The organism is Pseudomonas sp. MPB23 (assembly GCF_046605395.1).
In the GTDB taxonomy this organism is placed as follows: domain Bacteria; phylum Pseudomonadota; class Gammaproteobacteria; order Pseudomonadales; family Pseudomonadaceae; genus Aquipseudomonas.
This window is the reverse complement of the sequence record NZ_CP176771.1, coordinates 3,342,156-3,361,051: the sequence shown is the minus strand read 5'-3', so window position 1 is coordinate 3,361,051 and position 18,896 is coordinate 3,342,156. Positions and strand designations below refer to the sequence as shown.

At 62.9% G+C, this 18,896-nt stretch carries 17 protein-coding genes; 8 read left to right on the top strand and 9 right to left on the bottom strand.

The genetic code is table 11. From position 1 onward, the window contains the following. Positions 1-11: 11 nt before the first annotated feature. Both ACLH0J_RS15625 and pedF read right to left on the bottom strand, forming a co-directional pair. Positions 12-887: a substrate-binding periplasmic protein gene (locus ACLH0J_RS15625; protein WP_411392706.1), complete on the bottom strand. Its 876-nt coding sequence runs from the start codon at positions 885-887 to the stop codon at positions 12-14. A gap of 3 nt (positions 888-890) precedes the next feature. Continuing rightward, positions 891-1,352 (bottom strand): cytochrome c-550 PedF, encoded by a 462-nt coding sequence (gene pedF / locus ACLH0J_RS15620; protein WP_411392705.1) that lies wholly within the window; start codon positions 1,350-1,352, stop codon positions 891-893. Between the two features lie 255 nt (positions 1,353-1,607). Here pedF and exaA point away from each other — a divergent pair, with 255 nt between their 5' ends. Both exaA and ACLH0J_RS15610 read left to right on the top strand, forming a co-directional pair. Next, complete coding sequence (gene exaA, locus ACLH0J_RS15615; protein WP_411392704.1) at positions 1,608-3,503, top strand: quinoprotein ethanol dehydrogenase; 1,896 nt, start codon at positions 1,608-1,610, stop codon at positions 3,501-3,503. 100 nt (positions 3,504-3,603) lie between these two features. Beyond that, positions 3,604-4,251, top strand: a complete 648-nt coding sequence (locus tag ACLH0J_RS15610) for a pentapeptide repeat-containing protein (RefSeq protein WP_411392703.1) — start codon at positions 3,604-3,606, stop codon at positions 4,249-4,251. 58 nt (positions 4,252-4,309) lie between these two features. Here ACLH0J_RS15610 and ACLH0J_RS15605 read toward each other — a convergent pair whose 3' ends face one another. Beyond that, positions 4,310-4,936 (bottom strand): response regulator, encoded by a 627-nt coding sequence (locus ACLH0J_RS15605; RefSeq protein WP_411392702.1) that lies wholly within the window; start codon positions 4,934-4,936, stop codon positions 4,310-4,312. Further along, positions 4,936-6,195, bottom strand: a complete 1,260-nt coding sequence (locus ACLH0J_RS15600; RefSeq protein WP_411392701.1) for a histidine kinase — start codon at positions 6,193-6,195, stop codon at positions 4,936-4,938. The genes ACLH0J_RS15605 and ACLH0J_RS15600 overlap by 1 nt, the downstream gene beginning before the upstream one ends. A 279-nt stretch (positions 6,196-6,474) precedes the next feature. Here ACLH0J_RS15600 and ACLH0J_RS15595 point away from each other — a divergent pair, with 279 nt between their 5' ends. The 6 genes from ACLH0J_RS15595 (at position 6,475) to ACLH0J_RS15570 (ending at position 11,512) form a co-directional block, all read left to right on the top strand. Next, on the top strand, positions 6,475-7,659 hold the full coding sequence (locus ACLH0J_RS15595; RefSeq protein WP_411392700.1) for an ABC transporter substrate-binding protein: 1,185 nt from the start codon (positions 6,475-6,477) through the stop codon (positions 7,657-7,659). Positions 7,660-7,689: 30 nt separating this feature from the next. Beyond that, positions 7,690-8,649: a YVTN family beta-propeller repeat protein gene (locus tag ACLH0J_RS15590; RefSeq protein WP_411392699.1), complete on the top strand. Its 960-nt coding sequence runs from the start codon at positions 7,690-7,692 to the stop codon at positions 8,647-8,649. Continuing rightward, positions 8,646-9,386 (top strand): ABC transporter ATP-binding protein, encoded by a 741-nt coding sequence (locus ACLH0J_RS15585; protein ID WP_411392698.1) that lies wholly within the window; start codon positions 8,646-8,648, stop codon positions 9,384-9,386. The genes ACLH0J_RS15590 and ACLH0J_RS15585 overlap by 4 nt, the downstream gene beginning before the upstream one ends. Continuing rightward, positions 9,383-10,174, top strand: coding sequence for an ABC transporter permease (locus ACLH0J_RS15580; protein WP_247402978.1), 792 nt, complete (start codon positions 9,383-9,385; stop codon positions 10,172-10,174). The genes ACLH0J_RS15585 and ACLH0J_RS15580 overlap by 4 nt, the downstream gene beginning before the upstream one ends. 108 nt (positions 10,175-10,282) lie before the next feature. Then, entirely contained in the window at positions 10,283-10,822 is a 540-nt protein-coding gene (locus tag ACLH0J_RS15575) for a PQQ-dependent catabolism-associated CXXCW motif protein (protein ID WP_411392697.1), read from the top strand. A 24-nt stretch (positions 10,823-10,846) separates the two neighbouring features. Then, positions 10,847-11,512 carry a response regulator gene (locus ACLH0J_RS15570; RefSeq protein ID WP_411392696.1) on the top strand — a complete coding sequence of 222 codons (666 nt, stop codon included), beginning with the start codon at positions 10,847-10,849 and terminating at the stop codon, positions 11,510-11,512. A 226-nt stretch (positions 11,513-11,738) separates the two neighbouring features. Here the strand turns inward: ACLH0J_RS15570 and ACLH0J_RS15565 are convergent, their stop codons facing one another. The 5 genes from ACLH0J_RS15565 to bkdR all read right to left on the bottom strand — a co-directional run bounded on the left by ACLH0J_RS15565 (position 11,739) and on the right by bkdR (position 18,791). Further along, complete coding sequence (locus ACLH0J_RS15565; protein ID WP_411392695.1) at positions 11,739-13,682, bottom strand: NahK/ErcS family hybrid sensor histidine kinase/response regulator; 1,944 nt, start codon at positions 13,680-13,682, stop codon at positions 11,739-11,741. Further along, positions 13,624-14,769: a nitric oxide-sensing protein NosP gene (nosP, locus tag ACLH0J_RS15560; protein WP_411392694.1), complete on the bottom strand. Its 1,146-nt coding sequence runs from the start codon at positions 14,767-14,769 to the stop codon at positions 13,624-13,626. Before nosP ends, ACLH0J_RS15565 begins: the two co-directional genes overlap by 59 nt. A gap of 136 nt (positions 14,770-14,905) precedes the next feature. Next, complete coding sequence (locus ACLH0J_RS15555) at positions 14,906-16,081, bottom strand: porin (protein ID WP_411392693.1); 1,176 nt, start codon at positions 16,079-16,081, stop codon at positions 14,906-14,908. 260 nt (positions 16,082-16,341) lie between these two features. Then, positions 16,342-17,961 carry a methyl-accepting chemotaxis protein gene (locus ACLH0J_RS15550; RefSeq protein ID WP_411392834.1) on the bottom strand — a complete coding sequence of 540 codons (1,620 nt, stop codon included), beginning with the start codon at positions 17,959-17,961 and terminating at the stop codon, positions 16,342-16,344. Between the two features lie 347 nt (positions 17,962-18,308). Then, positions 18,309-18,791: a Bkd operon transcriptional regulator BkdR gene (gene bkdR / locus ACLH0J_RS15545; protein WP_411392692.1), complete on the bottom strand. Its 483-nt coding sequence runs from the start codon at positions 18,789-18,791 to the stop codon at positions 18,309-18,311. Between the last annotated feature and the right edge of the window lie 105 nt (positions 18,792-18,896).

Here is an 18,896-nt window from a genome sequence, read left to right as displayed (position 1 = left end):
ATCGCCTGCTCCTATTGGTACATCTCGGGCACTTCGTATTGCAGGCCGTAATGGCTGTAGATGCCTTGCACCGCGCCGTCGCGGATCAGGCCTTCCAGCGCCTCCTCCACTGCGTAGGCCAACTGGCGATTGCTTTCGTGCACCGCCATGCCGATTTCCCAGCGCTGTTTGCCCATGTTCGGGTAGGCGTTCTCGGCCAGGGCCAGTTGCGGGTCGTGGGCCTCATGCACCTGCCAGTCGATCTCGCCACGCATGGCCATGACCGCGTCGACTTCACCGGCTTTCATCGCCGCAAAGGCCTGGGGCACGTCGGGGTAGTGATGGGTCTTGGCGGCGAGCATGCCGTTGAACACCGAGGTCAGGTAGAACGAGGGCACGCTGTCGACTTCGACGCCGATCGGGTGCTGCTCGAACACGGCGACACTGGCGACTTTATCCAGGCGCCGGCGGTCGTAGGCCACCTGCCATTGTTCGTTCTGGTATGGCCCGAACATCACCACGTGGCCGTTTTCCAGTTCGCCCTGGTCGTTACGCTTTTGCGCGTAATTGCGGTCGTAGGGCGCGCGCATCATCAGGTCGGCCAGTTGCTGGTTATGCAACTGGCTGCCGCGCCAGATGTAGTCGCGCAGGTCGTCGTCGAGTTTTTCCCCGGCCGGCGCCCAGATCAGCGTCAACTGCACCCCCATCGCTTTGGCCAGGGCCTGGGCCAGTTCGACGTCCACACCCCGTGGGGTGTCGCCGTCCTGGAAGCTGTAGGGCGCGAAGTCCTTGTACACCGCCACTTTGATTTCGCCGGCGGCGATCATCTGGTCATAGCTGCGCACCTGCGCCTGTGCCGTCTGGCAACACAGCAGGGCCAGGCCGAGCACATAAGCGAACAGGCGCATGGCTTACTCCTCGACGTGCACGGTGTCCAGGTAGGTGCGCACCGCCCACAGGGCTTCCTGGCTCAAGTAGTCGGCCATTTTCGGCATGTACACGCGGCCGTCGCGCACGGCGCCGTGGCGCACACGTTCAACGAACCACTCATCACCGGCTTCGCCGACATCCAGCATGCGCAGGTCAGGGGCGATCCCGCCGGACTTGGCTTCCAGGCCGTGGCAAGCGGCGCAGTTCTGGTTATAGGCAGACGAGCCGATCTCTACGGCACGGTCATGTTCTGGCGAGGTGCGATACGGGTTCACCGCCGCCCAGCCGTCTTCGTTGACCGGCACACCGGCGTCTTTGATGGAGGTCAGGCCCTTGGTTTCGACCGCTTGTGGAACCACGTTGCCATGGGCCCAGGCCGAGCCTGCACCGATCAAACCGGCCAACAGCCCGGCGACGAGCAAGGCATTGTGTTTTGTTGTCATTATTTTTGCCCTCAGGATTGCACGCAAAACCTCATTGCAGAGGCTATGGCAACCATCTTAGGAACCACGGGGCATGGGCCGTATGCTGCTTTGGTGGCCGCCTTATCCTCCCTTGGTAGTAGGGCTTGTGGGGCACGCCTAAAACAGCGGCGCCTCGGGAAGTCTTCCCGGCCACAGCGGGACTTTTTCCGTATCCGTCCCAGGCCCCGGCGCTCCACCCTGTGCAGGCCAAAACCTCCACTGGGAACTGCAACCATGACAATAAGATCGCTACCCGCCCTCTCACCTTTAAGCCTTGCCCTGCAAGCCTTCTTGCTGGTGGGCAGCCTGTCCCTCAGTGCCGCGAGCCAAGCCGCCGCAGAACCTGCTGCGAAGCCAACCCGCAACGTCACCTGGGAAGACATCGCCAACGACCACCTGACCACCAAGGACGTGCTGCAATACGGCATGGGCACCAACGCCCAGCGCTGGAGCCCGCTGGCCCAGGTCAACGACAAGAACGTGTTCAAGCTCACCCCGGCCTGGTCCTACTCGTTCGGCGACGAGAAACAGCGCGGCCAGGAATCCCAGGCCATCGTCAGCGACGGCGTGGTCTACGTCACCGGTTCCTACTCCCGCGTGTTCGCCCTCGACGCCAAGACCGGCAAGCGCCTGTGGACCTACAACCACCGCCTGCCCGACAACATTCGCCCGTGCTGCGACGTGGTCAACCGCGGTGCGGCGATCTTCGGCGACAAGATCTACTTCGGCACCCTCGACGCGCGCCTGATCGCCCTCGACAAAAACACCGGCAAAGTGGTGTGGAACAAGAAATTCGGCGACCACGCCGCCGGCTACACCATGACCGGCGCCCCGGTGCTGATCAAAGACAAAGTGACTGGCAAGGTGTTGCTGATCCACGGCAGCTCCGGCGATGAATTCGGCGTGGTCGGCCAGTTGTTCGCACGCGACCCGGACACCGGCGAAGAAGTGTGGATGCGCCCGTTCGTGGAAGGCCACATGGGCCGCCTCAACGGCAAGGACAGCACCACCACCGGCGACGTCAAGGCGCCGTCCTGGCCGGATGACCCGACCACCGAAACCGGCAAGGTCGAGGCCTGGAGCCACGGCGGCGGCGCCCCTTGGCAGAGCGCGAGCTTCGATGCCGAGACCAACACCATCATTGTCGGCGCCGGCAACCCCGGCCCGTGGAACACCTGGGCGCGCACCTCCAAGGACGGCAACCCCCACGACTTCGACAGCCTCTACACCTCCGGCCAGGTCGGCGTCGACCCGAGCACCGGCGAAGTGAAATGGTTCTACCAGCACACCCCGAACGATGCCTGGGACTTCTCCGGCAACAACGAGCTGGTGCTGTTCGACTACAAGGACAAGGACGGCAAAGTGGTCAAGGCCACCGGCCACGCCGACCGCAACGGCTTCTTCTACGTGGTCGACCGCAACAACGGCAAGCTGCAGAACGCCTTCCCGTTCGTCGACAACATCACCTGGGCCAGCCACATCGACCTGAAGACCGGTCGCCCGGTGGAAAACGAAGGTCAGCGTCCGGCCAAGCCGTTGCCGGGAGAAACCAAGGGCAAGCCGGTGGAAGTCTCGCCGCCGTTTCTCGGTGGTAAGAACTGGAACCCCATGGCCTACAGCCAGGACACCGGTCTGTTCTACATCCCGGGCAACCAGTGGAAAGAGGAATACTGGACCGAAGAGGTCAACTACAAGAAAGGCTCGGCGTACCTGGGCATGGGCTTCCGCATCAAGCGCATGTATGACGACCACGTCGGCACCCTGCGGGCGATGAACCCGACTACCGGCAAGGTGGTATGGGAGCACAAGGAAGCCCTGCCGCTGTGGGCCGGCGTGCTGGCGACCAAGGGCAACCTGGTGTTCACCGGCACCGGCGACGGCTTCTTCAAAGCCTTCGACGCGAAAACCGGCAAGGAGCTGTGGAAGTTTCAGACCGGCAGCGGCATCGTCTCGCCGCCGATCACCTGGGAACAGGATGGCGAGCAGTACATCGGCGTGACCGTCGGCTACGGCGGCGCGGTGCCGTTGTGGGGCGGCGACATGGCCGAGCTGACCAAGCCGGTGGCACAGGGTGGCTCGTTCTGGGTGTTCAAGATCCCGAGCTGGGATAACAAGACCGCGCAGAAATAACCCACCCCAGGGCAAGGGGCCGCTTTTGTGCTGAGGGGGGTTCGTCCCCCGCTGGGCCGCGTTGCGGCCCCTTGCCCACTCCCCTCTTCGAGGTGTTGTGATGAACTACCTACCCTTCCTGCTACTCCTGGCCTTACCGCTGGCCCACGCCGACGACGGTGACGACCAACCCCTGATCGTCAACGGCTGCACCATCGCCCCCCACAGCCAATGCCCCGGCGCCCAGCTCAAGGGGGCCAACTTGAGCAACCAGGACTTGAGCCACATGAACCTGGCCGGCGCCGACCTGCGCGATGCGGATCTGCGCCACGCCAACCTCGACCTGGCCAACCTGGAAAAAGCCCAACTGCAGGGCGCCAACCTGACCCGCGCCAGCCTGCAACAGAGCAACCTGCGCCTGGCGGACTTCACCGGCGCGACGTTGATGGCGATCCAGGGTTGGGGCCTGTTCGGCCAGGGCGCGCAGTTCGAAAACGCCAACCTCAGCGCCGCCTACCTGCAATTCGCCCGGCTCTCCGGGGCGAAAATGCACAAGGTCAACCTGAGGGCCGCGGACCTGGAAATGACCTGGCTGAGCAAGGCCGACCTGCAAGGGGCGGATCTGAGCGATGCGAATCTGCAAGAAGCCAAGTTCGGCGAAAGCAACCTGGAAAACGCCACCCTCAGCGGCAGCCGCCAGCACTATGCGAACTTCCAGGATGCCAACATGGAAGGCTGCAAGGACTGCCCCACCACCTGGAATCGTTAGCACACCGCCATTTGAATGTAGGAGCGAACTCGCTCCTACAGTGGGGCATGGGGGCGGATCAGCCGGCCACGCGCACCACGCCCAGGTCGATCCCCAGGTGCACCAGTTCGGCATGGGAGCTGACCTGCAATTTGCTCTTGAGCAAGGTCAGGTGGTTGGACACGGTCTTGCTGCTGATATTGAGTTGGTCGGCAATCGCCCGGGTCGGGGTGCCTCTGGCCAGCATCAGGAAAATCTCCAGCTCACGCGGGGTCATGCCTTGCAAGCGTTGGTCGCTTGGCGTGTAGGCGAGTTCGGTGGCCAGGGCCTGTTCGATATAGGCGTGGCCGTCGAGAATGCGCCGCACCGCTTCGATCAACACATCAGGCGCCGAGCTTTTGGTCAGGTAGCCCGAGGCGCCCGCGTCCAGGGCCTGGCGCACCAGCGGTAGTTCGTCGTGCATGCTGAAGAACAGCACGCGCAGTTGCGGCAGGCGCTGGCGCAGGCGGCGGGTGGTTTCCAGGCCGCTGATGCCGGGCAGGCCGAAGTCCATGATCACCAGGTTCGGCACCGCTTCCTGCACACGGCTGAGGGCTTCTTCGCCACTGGCCGCTTCGCGCACTTCAATGGCCGGCAGCAAGGCCCGCAACAGGCTCGCATAGCCCTGGCGCACCACCGCGTGGTCATCCACCAACAAGATATTCATCAGGCCTCCAATGGCATGTTCAACGCCAGCGCCCAACCGGCGCCGGGGTGGCTGAGGATTTTCAGTTCGCCGCCCAGGCAGCGCGCGCGTTCATACATCGAGTACAGGCCCACGCCGGGACGCTGCGGCGTGGATGCGCCGCGCCCGTTGTCGCGCACCCACAGGCGCAGGCGCGAACCGTGATGCTGCAGGCGCACGTGCACCTGGCTGGCATCGGCATGCCGCACGATATTGGTCAGGGCTTCCTGCAACAGCCGGTACAGATGGGTCTTGCTCGCCCCGGACAACGCCGGCAGATCGGCGCTGACCCGCAATCGGCAGTCGATGCCATGGCTTGCCTGCCACTGGGTCACCAGCATCGCGAAGGCCTCGGCCATCGGCAGGTGTTGCAGGGCCACCGGGTAGAGGTCGTGGACCAGCGCACGAAAGCCTTGCTGCAAGTGGTCGCAGTGATCTTCCAGTTGCGCCACCGTGCGCGCCAGCAACTGTGGCTGATCGGTGACCAGGCGTAGCAAACAGGCCTGGGCGCGGATGCCGGCCAGGTATTGGCCAAGGTCGTCGTGCAGGGTCTGGGCCAGGTGGTTGCGCTCCTGCTCCTGCACCGCCATCAGGGTCTGGGTCAATTGGGTGTTGTCGGTGCGCGCCTGTTCCAGGGCGCCGGTCATGCGGTTGAAATGCAGCGCCAGTTGCCGCGCTTCCGGTGAGCCGGCGCTGCGCAGGCGCACATTGAGCTGGCCGGCGCATACCTGTTGCAGGGCACGCAGCAGTTCGTCGAGTACGCCCATGCCACGGCGCACCGCCCAGCGAATAGTCAGCAGGCTCACGGCCAGGGCCAGGGCGCACAGGCTCAACAGTTGTTGCAGGGAGTCCCAGACTTCGTCGATCTCATCCCGAGGGTCGACGGCGATGGACACGCGGCGGCCATCCGGCAGGTCGAGCACCTGGGCACTGCGCCGCGCCTCGGCAAACAGCAGGCGGCCGAGCCAGGCATCCAGGCCGTCCGGCAGCGGTGCCTGCAGGGTTTCGCCGGGGGCCAGCCAATGCACGCGCACATGGCGCAGGCTCGCGGTGAGGCGCGGTTGCAGGCTGCCGGGGTCGCGTTCGGCGGTTTCGCTCAGGTAGTGCACCACCGCTTCGGCCGATTGCAGCTCACGTTCCACATCCGCCAGGGCCTGGTGCAGCAACAGCGCGGTGCAGGCACTGGCGACCAGCGCGAAGAAGCCGCACACCCACAGGTTGATACGCCACAGGGCCGACATGCCTAATGCGCCAAGCGGGCGGGCGCGTTCACCGCTTGCAGGGGCGCGTGCAGCTTGTCGACGCCGATCAGGCTGATGATCAGCAGGAACGGCAACAGCAATGCTTTGAGGATTTGCATGATCGGTCATCTCCCAAGTCAGCCTGAAGGGGGTAACCCATGCTAAGACCCCATCACGCAGGCGGGGCTACTACCTTGGTACTGCCCCAGCGCTACTTTCTGCATATTTGCAGCGACCCCAAGGGTTCCTATGCTGAAGCGACCTGACATGGAGTGCCTTATGCGCCAGCTCGCCCCCTACGCCGTGATCTACCTGCTGGCGATCGCTTGCGCCGCCGGGCTGGCCACCGCCACCCAGGCCGCCGAGGCGCCGTTGGCGGTGCAGATCGGCTACCTGGGCTACCGGCCCGATCCGGGGCCACTGCTGTCGAATGTGATTCCCGAGCCAACCGATGCCGGGCAACGCGGCGCCGAACTGGCGATCATCGATAGCAACAGCACCGGCGCGTTTCTCAACCAGCGCTACAGCCTGACCACCGCCACGGCGGACAGCCCCGACGCCCTCCTCGCCGCCGCCCAGGCCCAGCACGCCCAGGGCCTGCGCCTGTTCGTGGTCAACGCCCCGGCCGCCAGCCTGCGCCAACTCAGCGCGGCGCTGCCCGACAGCCTGCTGTTCAACGCCGGCAGCCCCGATGACAGCCTGCGCAGCACCGACTGCCTGAGCAACGTGCTGCATACGCTGCCGAGCCGCGCCATGCTCGCCGATGCCTTGGCGCAGTTCCTGGTGGTGCGCAAATGGCAGAAGGCGCTGCTGATCGTCGGCCCCACCGACGACGACCAGGCCTACGCCGCCGCCCTGCGCCGCGCCGCCAAGCGCTTCGGCGTGCAACTGGTGGCCGAGAAAGCCTGGCGCTTCGACAACGACCAACGCCGCAGCGCACAAGCAGACATGCCGCTGTTCACCCAGACCGCCGAATACGATGTGGTGCTGGTGGCCGACGAGCGCGGCGACTTCGGCGAATACGTGCCCTACCAGACGTGGTACCCGCGCCCCGTCGCCGGCACCCAGGGCCTGACGCCCACCGGCTGGCACAAAACCGTGGAGACCTACGGCGCCGCCCAATTGCAAAAACGCTTCGAGGCCCTGGCCGGGCGCTGGATGAACGACCGCGACTTCGCCGCCTGGATGGCCGTGCGTAGCATCGCCAGTGCCGTGAGCAAACTGCGCCAGGTCGACCCGATGCCCCTCCGCCAACTGGAAATCAGCGAACAACTGCCCCTGGACGGCTTCAAGGGCCGCAAGCTCAGCTATCGTCCCTGGAACGGCCAACTGCGCCAACCGATCCCCATCGTGCAACCCCGCGCCCTGGTCACCACCTCGCCCCAGGACGGTTTCCTGCACCCCGTCAACGAAATGGACAGCCTGGGCTACGACAAGCCCGAGGTGACCTGCCGCTTTCCCTGATCGCCCACCCACAATAATAAGGAATCCGCCATGCGCCGCACCCTGCTCTCATGCGCCCTGCTGCTTGCCGCCGGGCACGCCGTGGCCAGTACCGCCTGGGTCTCCAACGAAAAAGACAACACCTTGAGCCTGATCGACATGCAGACCCTGCAAGTCACCGATACCCTCAAGGTCGGCCAGCGCCCACGCGGGCTGCTGCTGTCCCATGACAAGAAGCTGCTGTACATCTGCGCCAGCGACTCGGACCGCGTGCAAGTGATGGACGTGGCCACGCGCAAGATCATCAAGGAACTGCCCTCCGGCAAGGACCCCGAGCAGTTCGCCCTGCACCCCAATGACCGCTGGCTGTACGTGTCCAACGAAGATGATGCGCTGGTCACGGTGATCGACACCGAGACCTCCAAAGTGCTCGGCCAGATCAACGTCGGCGTCGAGCCCGAAGGCATGGCCGTGAGCCCGGACGGCAAGTGGGCGGTGAACACCAGCGAAACCACAAACATGCTGCACTGGATCGACACCAGCACCCAGACCCTGGTCGACAGCACCCTGGTGGACCAGCGCCCGCGCTTCGTCGAGTTCAACCACGATGGCTCGCAGTTGTGGGCCTCGGCGGAAATCGGCGGCACCGTGACCATCCTCGACGTGGCCAGCCGCGCCATCCTCAAGACCCTGACCTTCAAGATCAAGGGCGTGCACCCGGACAAGGTGCAGCCGGTGGGGATCAAGCTCAGCGCCGACGGCAAGTACGGCTTCGTCGCGCTCGGCCCGGCCAACCATGTGGCGGTGATCGACGCCAAGACCTTCGAGATCCTCGACTATCTGCTGGTGGGCCGCCGCGTGTGGCAGCTGACATTCACCCCGGACGAAAAACAGTTGCTGGCCACCAATGGCGTCAGCGGCGATGTGTCGGTGATCGATGTGGACAGCCTCAAGGTCATCAAGTCGGTGAAGGTCGGGCGCTATCCATGGGGCGTGGTGGTCACGCCATGAATGCGCTCGACGTGCACGCCCTGAGCTTCGCCTATGGCGCCCGCCAGGCCTTGCATGAGGTGAGTTTCAGCCTGGCACCGGGGCGCTTTGCCGCGTTGCTGGGGCCCAACGGCGCGGGCAAATCCACCTTGATCGCCCTGCTCACGCGGCTGTATGACCTGCAAAGCGGCGACATCCGCGTCGGCGGCCATTCCCTGCGCGACGCACCGCGCGCGGCCCTCACCCAACTGGGCGTAGTGTTCCAGCAAAGCACTCTGGACCTGGACTTGAGCGTCGAACAGAACCTGCGCTACCACGCCGCGCTGCACGGCCTGTCGCGGCGCCAGACCAACCTGCGTGTGGACGCCGAACTGGCGCGCCAGGCCCTCACCGAACGACGCCGCGAAAAAGTCCGCGAGCTCAACGGCGGGCACCGGCGCCGCGTGGAAATCGCCCGGGCATTGCTGCATGAACCGCGCTTGCTGCTGCTCGACGAAGCCAGCGTCGGCCTCGACCCCGCCAGCCGCCTGGCGCTGAACCAGCACGTGCGCAGCCTGTGCCTCGAACACGGCATCAGCGTGCTGTGGACCACCCACCTGCTCGATGAAGTGCAGGCCAACGATGCGTTGATGATTCTGCACCAGGGCCACTTGGTGGCCAGCGGGCAAGTCGATGCGTTGATCGCGCAACAAGGTGGCGACCTGGGCAGCGTGTTCGCCCGCCTGACCCGCCCCAGCGCCACGGGAGCCGCCGCATGAACGCTTACTGGCAATGCTTGCGCGGCATCGTGCTGCGCGAATGGCTGCGCTTTGTGTTGCAGCGCACGCGGTTTCTCAGCGCCCTGGTGCGCCCGCTGCTGTGGCTGCTGGTGTTCGCCGCCGGCTTTCGCGCTGCGCTGGGTATCTCGGTGATCGAACCCTACGACACCTACATCCCCTACGAGGTCTACATCATCCCGGGGTTGGCCTGCATGATCCTGCTGTTCAACGGCATGCAGGGCTCGCTGTCGATGGTCTACGACCGCGAGATGGGCAGCATGCGCGTGCTGCTGACCAGCCCGCTGCCGCGCACGTTTTTGCTGTGCAGCAAGTTGCTCGCCACCGCGCTGATTTCGTTGTTGCAGGTGTACGGCTTCCTGGCGATTGCCTGGGTCTACGGCGTGCAACCGCCGGCCATGGGCCTGTTGATCGCCCTGCCCGCCTTGCTGCTGGTGGCGTTGATGCTCAGCGCCCTGGGCCTGTTGCTGTCGAACGCAATCCGCCAACTGGAGAACTTCGCCGGGGTGATGAATTTCGTGATCTTCCCGCTGTTCTTCATGTCATCGGCGCTGTACCCGTTGTGGAAGATGCGCGACTCCAGCGAGTGGCTGTATTGGCTGTGCGCAATCAACCCCTTCACCCATGCCGTCGAGCTGGTGCGCTTTGCCCTCTACGAACGCTTCGCCGGCCTGGCCCTGGCGGTGTGCCTGGGCTTGACCGTGCTGTTCGCGCTGCTGGCGGTGCTGACCTTCAACCCCCAGCATGCGGCGTTGCGCAAAAAGGGCTGAGGGCGCACAAAACTACTACTTTAGTACCGGTTTTCCTGTCTATCGTCGCATTCCCAAGGGCTCGGGACTCACGTGTAATGGCCGCATAACGATAAGGATCGACCTGCCATGCTGCACGCCCGACTGCCCCTGCTGGCACTGCTGTGTCTGTTCGCCTTCAACACCCAGGCCGATACGCCGTTATTTTCCGCCGACGGCTACCGCATCAGCCTGTATCGCAGCCCCACGCCCGATCATCTGCAGGGCGCGACCATCGTCGACACCCCGGCCCTGCAAGCCTTGCTCACCCAAACCCCGGCCCCGGTGCTGATCGACGTGTACCGCCGCCAGTGGCTGCAAGGCCGCTTTATCGAAGACCAGCCCCACGCCAACCTGCCCGGCAGCCACTGGCTGGCCAACACCGGCGACGGCGACCTCACGCCAGAATGGCAAAGCTATTTCGTGCGCCACCTGTACACCTACAGCGGCGGCAACCTCGCCCGACCGTTGGTCTTCTATTGCCGCTCCGATTGCTGGCTGAGTTGGAACGCGGTAAAACGTGCCGCCAGCCTGGGCTATACCTCTGTGTATTGGTATCGCGACGGTCTGGATGCCTGGGAAGCGGCGAAGCTGCCGGTAGCGGTCGCGCAACCCGAGCCATTTGAATAACCACAATAAGAAAGGTGAACGGCCATGTACAAAATCCTGATTGCCGACGATCACCCACTGTTTCGCGAAGCGATCCACAACGTCATCAGCGACGGTTTCCCCGGCAGTGAAGTGATGGAAACCGCCGACCTGGACAGCGCCCTGGCGTTGACCCAGGACCACGACGACCTCGACCTGATCCTGCTCGACCTGAACATGCCCGGCATGCACGGCCTCAACGGCCTGATCAACCTGCGCAACGAAGCGCCGACCATTCCGGTGGTGATTGTCTCCGCCGAGCAGGACAAGCAGATCGTGCTGCAAGCCATCACCTATGGCGCCGTGGGGTTTATCACCAAGTCCTCGCCGCGCCAGCAGATGACCGACGCGATCCAACAGATTCTCAACGGCAACGTGTACCTGCCGCCGGACATCATCCGCACGCAGAAAACCGGCACGCACCGGCGCCTCAACGAAAACCCCGGCTTCGCCCCCGAACTGCTGCAGGCACTGACGCGCAAGCAATTGCTGGTGCTGGAACGGATGACCAAGGGCGAGTCGAACAAGCAGATCGCCTACACCCTGGAAATCGCCGAAACCACGGTGAAGGCCCACGTGTCGGCGATTTTGCGCAAGTTGAATGTGCATAACCGGGTGCAAGCGATCCTCAGCGCCGGGGACATCGACTTCGGCTCGTACCTGCGCCGCTGATCGCTCAGACACCACACAAAACCCAAAGTGGGAGGAAGCCCTCCCACCTTTGATCCATGCCTGTCAGGGCCGGCCGGGTGCAGGTGATCCTCAGTGTGGGAGGGGGCTTGCTCCCGATAGCGGTGCATCAGTCAGTGCGATATCGACTGACAGCCCGCCATCGGGAGCAAGCCCCCTCCCACAGTGGAATGGCGGTGCTCTAAGATCTTCAGGTGGTTCCCACATGTCAGGGCCGGCCGAGCAGGTGGCTCATGGCGGTCTTGAGTTTCATTGGCCGCACCGGCTTGTGCATCAGGGTATGCCCCAACTCGCGAATCTGTTGCTTGAGCTCATTGCTGTAGTTGGCGGTAATCATCAGCGCCGGGATCGCCTGGCCGCGCCGCGCGTTGATGCGGGCTACGGCGTCCACGCCGTTCTGGTCGTCGTCGAGGTGGTAGTCGGCAATCAACAGGTCCGCCTCGGCATGGTAGTTGTCCACCTGCCGCGCCAGGTCCTGCTCCGACAACGCCGTCACCACCCGGCAACCCCAGCCTTCGAGCAAGGTGCGCATGCCCGCGCAGATCGCCGCGTCGTTATCCAGCACCCACACCCGTGCGCCCTGCAGGCGTTCGAGCATCGCGTCGCTCATGGTCGGTATCGCCAGAGGGGCCGGCGCGGTGGCGCTCAACGGCACTTCCACGGAAAACATCGAACCCTTGCCCGGCCACGACCTGACGCTGATGCGGTGCCCGAGAATCCCGGCGATTTTCTCCACGATCGCCAGGCCCAGGCCGAGCCCGCGATCCTGGTCCGGGCGCTGCACATCGCCGCGCTTGAACTCCTGGAAAATCTCCTCCAAGCGCTCCTCGGCGATGCCCATGCCGCTGTCCCACACCTGGATCGACAAACGCTGATGCTGGCGCCGACAGCCCAGCACCACACGGCCCTTGTAGGTGTAGCGGATGGCATTGCTCAGCAGGTTGCGCAGGATGCGCGCCAGCAGCTGGATATCGCTGCGCACCAGCGCCGAACAACCGACAAAGTGCAAGGCCAGCCCTTCGCTGCGGGCCAGTTCGGTGTATTCCGCCGCCAGGTTGTCGAGCAATTCACTGAGGGCGAACGGCGCGATATCGGCCTTGATCACGCCGGCATCGAGCTTGGAAATATCGACGAGGGTGCCCAGCAGGTTTTCCACGTCTTCCAGGGAATTGCTCACGTTGCGCACCAGGGTTTCGCTGGGGCGTTCCAGCAAGGCACTGGTGAACAGGCGCGCGGCGTTGAGCGGTTGCAGCAAGTCATGGCTGACGGCCGCCAGGAATTTGGTTTTCGACAGGTTGGCCTGCTCGGCCTCCAGCTTGGCCTCGCGCAGACGGGTTTCCATGCGCCGGCGCTCGTCGATCTCTTTCAACAATTGATCGTTGAGCGAAGTCAGTTCCGAGGTGCGCTGGGCCACGCGCTGCTCCAGGTGCTGATAGGCCTGGTGCAAGGCTTCGGCGGTGCGACGCCGTTCGGTGATGTCGCGGATCAGTACGAAGATTCCCACCACTTCGCCGCTGGCCAACATGTTCGGTACATAGGAGCGCAGCATGTAGCGCTCCTGGTTGTTGATGTTGGTTTCGGCGAACTCGAAGGTCACGCTCTCCCCGGCCAGGGCGCGGGAGACATAGGCATCCAGGCGCTCGCAATGCTGCTCGCTGTGAACTTCGCGCAGGCTCAGCCCGAGCATCATGCCGCGCGGCCAGCAGTACCATTCTTCGTAGACTTTGTTGGTGAACTCGTAGACCAGGTCGGCGTTCAGGTAGCCGATCAGGGCCGGCACGTGGTCGGTGATCAGACGGATCCAGCGTTCGCTTTCCTGGGCCTTTTGCGCGGCCGCCTGTTCGCCGCGCAGGGTTTCGGCGCGCAACTGGGCGTTGATCAGCAAGTGATTGCTGGCCTTGAGCTCGGCCATCGCCTGGTTCAGCGCATCGGTGCGTTCGCGCACTTGCTCGGCCAGCACCACCGAATGCTGGAAGGTGGTGTAGGGGTTGTTGCCCTGGCTCATGCCGGACTCGATGCGCTCGATCAATGCCGCGTTGATGCGCGCCAGCTTGTGGTTGTCCTGTTGCAGTTGGGCAACCTGGGCCAGCAGTTCAGCGTCGGCCTCGGGCAATGGCGACCCCGGTGAAGGTCTGGTTGATGTGCATGCCATTGAACTGTTCTCCGTAGGTGTTGAAGCCCAGCACCCGCTGGTCGCGCAGGTAACGGCCGATCTGTTCCAGGTTATCGCTGTCTTCCAGCTCCAGGCGCCGCAGGAAGCAGTCGCAGCCGATGGTCAGCAACAGGTCGCCGAGGCGCGCTTGCAGGCCGTCGAACAGGGTTTGCAGGTTCGGCAGAATCGGCCCGGGTTTCATCACGGTGAGCACGATGCCGTTTTCCACCGCGCAGTAGAAACTCAGGCTCAGGTCGTCGTGCACCTGCTGGATGGCGCGCACGTAATACTGGTCGTGGATGCGCACCGCCAACGGGTGGGCAGCGAAGATGCGGTGGTCGAGGTCGGCCACGGCCACGCCGATATGCCGCGCGTATTCTGCGGCGGCCGGTTCCGCATTGAGCTCGAAGACCCGGCGCGACGGGCTGTCGGCGCCGGTCACCACCAGTTTTTCCGTGCGCGGCAGGATGTGATGGGTGGTGAACACCTCGAAATCCAGCCAGGTATTGACCATCACCACCACCGCCGCGCCGCTGTGGAACGCGCCGTTGAAGTACACGTGGGTGTGGGTGAGGAAGTTGTCGTCGCCGGCCGAACCGCCGAAATGCGGGATATCGCCCAGGGCCGCGCTGAGGGCGGCGAGCACCATTTCTTCGCGGCTGGACAGGCCGTCGAGCAAGGTCAGGGCGAAGGTGTTGCCCTTGATCGGCGCCAGGGTGTTGCTGCGACAGCCGCCCACCAGGCGTTCGACCATCTGTTGGGCGTCAATCAGGCTGAAGTGTTCCACCTGGTCGATCAACTCGGTGGCAATCGAAAAATGCGCATGGTTGAAGCCCATCGCGGTCACGCAATTGCGCCCGTAGCCCTGGGGCGTGATCTCGCCGGCGCTGGTGCAACCCACCACGCGGACCTTGCCGAAGCACTCTTGCAGCGCATGGCCGAGCGCTTCCAGGTCGTAGGACGCCGAGCAGAAGAACAGCACGAAGCCCAGGTACGGATGCAGCAGTTGCCGGGCCAGTTCCTCGGCGGCCTGCCCGGGGTCGGTGGCCTGGGACATGGCACTGACTACGCCTTCACTGTTGTGCATCGTTGGTTCCCCCTCTGAAGCATGAGTGTACGAAGGGCCAGGGGCGGGACCTATGCTACTTGGGTACTGGGTCGGGGGCTTCAATGGGATGAATTACCGCTGTAGGCGCCGGCTTGCCGGCGCCTACAGCGGGGAGTTACCAGGTGAGGACGGCGCCGACGGCGAAGGTGTTGGTGTCTTCGTTTTGCGCGCTGGTGTCATGGCCCCTGATCTGAAACTGGTTGTACTCGGCCACCAGCGTCAGGTTGGCGTTAACGTCGTGAAACAGCGCAACCCCACGGGTGTCATAGTCCGCGCCGCTGCCCACCACGCCGTTGCCGTCGTCCTTGGTCTTGCCGTAGGACAACGCCAGGCGGTTTTTGCCCAGCTTGTAGGAGCCCTGCAGCAAGTAGCCGTTGCTGTCGACATTACGCAGGGTGGCTTCGCCGGCGTTGTTGGTGAAGAACGGGTTGATGCCCTTGGCCTGGAAACCCGAACCGGTCAGGGACAAGCCGCCCATTTTCGCCTGCACGCCGTAGCCCAGGCCCTTGGAGGTGACGCTGTCGACGTTGGAGTCGGTGTTCTCCGAAGTCTGGTAGCTGCCGTTGAGCCAGCTGTAGATCTTCGCCCCGCCCAACTCGAACTGGTAGGTGATCTCGCTCTCGGTACGCGGGTTCTTCTGGTAGGCCTTGCCCTGGGCGCTGCTGTCGTTGGTGTCCACCGGATCGAGGATGCCGACGGCGACCCGCAGGCCGTCCATCACCGGAGTGCGGTAGGTGATCTGCGAGGTCGGGAACGGGTACGGATAACCGCTGCCGATATTGCCGAACGACACCCCGCCGCCGTCCACCAGGCCGAGGCTGTCGCTGACCTGGCCGTAACCGGCCAACAGTTCATCGAGCAGGATGTTGGAGCGGGCGAACAGGCCGAAGTCCTTGCCGATCAGCACTTCGCCCCATTCCGGGTTGGCCACGGTGCCGTAGAACTGGCGCACATCGATGGCGGTGTCGGTGCCGTTGGTTTCGCTGTCGTTGATGGTCACCCAGAACGACGCCCGGGCGCCGAGCTTGAGGTCGTCGACCTGCTTGCTCATGTTGAAGCCCAGGTAGTTGGGCAAAAAGCCCATCTTCACCCGCGCCTGGCGGCGGTCATATTGGTCACCGGCACGGTCGACATTGCTGTTGACGTAGAAGGCGTTGATGTAGCCATCGGTGGAAAACGTGGTGTCGTCTTTGTCGTACAGCATGATTTCGGCGTCGGCGAATGGGCTCAGGCCCAAGCCGAGGATAAAAACAGGTAACAGACGCAGGGGGAGATTTTTATTGTTATGCATGGTGCGCTCCGCATCGAGGACGTGATGTCGGAGGTGATTATCGAAAACGGTCAGGCCACGGCCTACGCTGCCTTGGCGCTGATTGGAGGGTGCTTTGGGCGCGCAGTGGGTGCCCGGCAAATTCGGTGTAAGACGGGCCCGGTCACAGGCCCGGCACTTAGGGTGTAAGACCGGGCGTGAACCGCCGGCCGAGGACCTTGCGTTACATCAGCGCCGCGTGCGCGCCAGACGGCGCGCACGCGGGGCCGGATCGGCTGGACTCAGTTGATGGCGAACTTGGAAACGATCTGCTTGAGGTCCATGGCCAGCTTCGACAGTTCGTGGCTGGCGATCGACGTTTGCCCGGCGGCGGACGAACTCTGGATCGACAGGTCGCGAATGCTGATCAGGTTCTGGTCCACGGAGCGCGCCACGTGCGCCTGTTCCTCGGAGGCCGTGGCAATCAGCAGGTTGCGCTCGTTGATGTCGGCGATCGCTTCGGTGATCTGGGTGATGGCCTGGCCCGCTTCGTGAGCGATTTTCAGCGAGTCCACCGCTTCGCTGCGGTTCATGGTCATGGACGACACCGCGTCGTTGGAGCAGGTCTGGATCTTCGCGATCATCTGCTCGATTTCCTGGGTCGAGGTCTGGGTCCGATGGGCCAGTGCCCGCACTTCGTCGGCCACCACCGCAAACCCGCGACCTTGCTCGCCGGCCCGTGCCGCTTCGATGGCGGCGTTCAGCGCCAGCAGGTTGGTCTGTTCGGCAATGGAGCGGATCACTTCCACCACCCGTGCGATGTCCTGGGCCTGCTTGGCCAGGCCTTCGACTTCCACACCGGTCTGCTGCACGGTGGCGCTGAGTTTTTCGATCGAGGCGATGGTCTGGGTCACACGCTCCTGGCCGATTTGGGCCGAGCGCTGGGAATCCTGGGTCGACTGCGAAGCCGAGACGGCGTTGCGCGCGACTTCTTCCACCGCTGCGGTCATCTCATTGACCGCCGTGGCGGCCTGGTCGGTTTCCATGCTCTGGCGCTCGATACCGGCGCTGGACTCACGGGTAATCGAACTCATCTCTTCGGCAGCCGAGGCCAACTGCCCGGAGGCTTCGGAGATGTGCTGCAAGGTGGCTTTGAGGTTCATCTGCATGGCGGCCGTGGATTGCTGCAGGGTGGTCAGTTCATCGTTGCCATTGACCGCAATCGCCACGCGCAGATCACCGTCGGCGATCTTGGTGGTCGATGCCAGCAACTCACGTACCGGCGTAATGATGCTGCGGGTGAACAGGCTGGCGACGACCACGGTCAACAGCACTGAAGCGCCCATCAGCACCCAGGTAAACAGACGAGTAGCGTTGTAGTCGCTGGAGGCGACCTGCACCGCCTCATTGGACCCGCGCTCGTTCAGGACGATCAGGTCGTTGATCGAGTTCTGCGCCTTGAGGGCGACGGGGGCTTGCACGTTGCTCAGATAAGCGGCGATCTGCTCGGAGGAACCTGTGGTGGAGAGCGTCAGAAATTCGTCGATCTTCTGGTTGTAAGTGGCAATACCGCTCATCACTTCGTCATATTTGGCCTGCTCCTCGGGGCTCGACACCATGACAGCGTAGCTCTGGGCGATCTTCATCAACTCCGATCGGACACTTTGAAGGCTATCCAGTGAACTTTGACCCTCCCGGGCGCTGTCCATGGCAAAACGACGCAACTCCAGACGCAACTTAAACAGAGCTGAATCGATTCTTCCGGCCAGGCGAATACTGGGCAGCCAGTTACTTTCAATCTCGTTGGTTGAAGAATAGACGGAATCAACTTTTACCAGCGTCATGCCCCCTTGTATTAACAGCAGAATGCAAACCACTCCGAAACACAGAGTGGTACGTAGATTCAATTTCAGGGATCTCATGGACATATCGATTCACCTTTACGTGGACTTGTTAGTTAGGTGGCTTATAGCTACTAATTTGTTTAATAAAGCGTGAAAAATTCGTGAGCAATCAAGGAAATTTTTATGATGCGAGAAAAAAACTCCGTTCTTTTAAATTACTTAGCTAAACAACAAAATTCATTCAGCCTGAAGCCCCGTGTGCGTTGGCGGCTGATTTCCCATGACTTGTCCGACCACTTAAATGAGGAACGTAGCGGCTACAATAGAGCGCTCAGATAAAACATACATTGACAGGTATCAATACTAAAAAGCGCGCACGCCAATAAAGAGCAATGCTTCAACTGCAGTGCGTCACGAACCTTGTCTCAGACCATCAATCCATCCCGCGGCAGCGGCAACGCGGTCTTATAGCGCACTTGTTTAAGAGCGAAACTGGAGCGGATATTGGCAACCCCTGGCACTTTCGTCAGAAAGTCCATCATGAAACGCTCCAGCGCCTGGATCGTCGGCACCAACACGCGGATCAAATAGTCCGGATCGCCGGCCATCAAGTAGCACTCCATCACCTCGGGCCGGTCGGCAATCGCCCCTTCGAACTGCTGCAATGCCAGCTCATTCTGCTTTTCCAGGCTTACATGGATAAACACGTTGACGTGCAGCCCCAGCAGGTCGGCGTCGAGCAGCGTGACCTGCTCGCGAATCAGGCCCAGTTCTTCCATGGCCTTGACCCGGTTGAAGCACGGCGTGGGCGACAGGTTGACCGAGCGGGCCAGGTCAGCGTTGGTGATCCGGGCATTCTCCTGCAGGGCGTTGAGAATGCCGATATCGGTACGGTCCAGTTTGCGCATGAGACAAATTCACCTGTTTATTGTGTTTATGCAGTTTTTTTATCCGCAAATGAGCCCCGGCGCAATGAAACACAGATAAATATTCTTCTACGCCACGCCTATGAT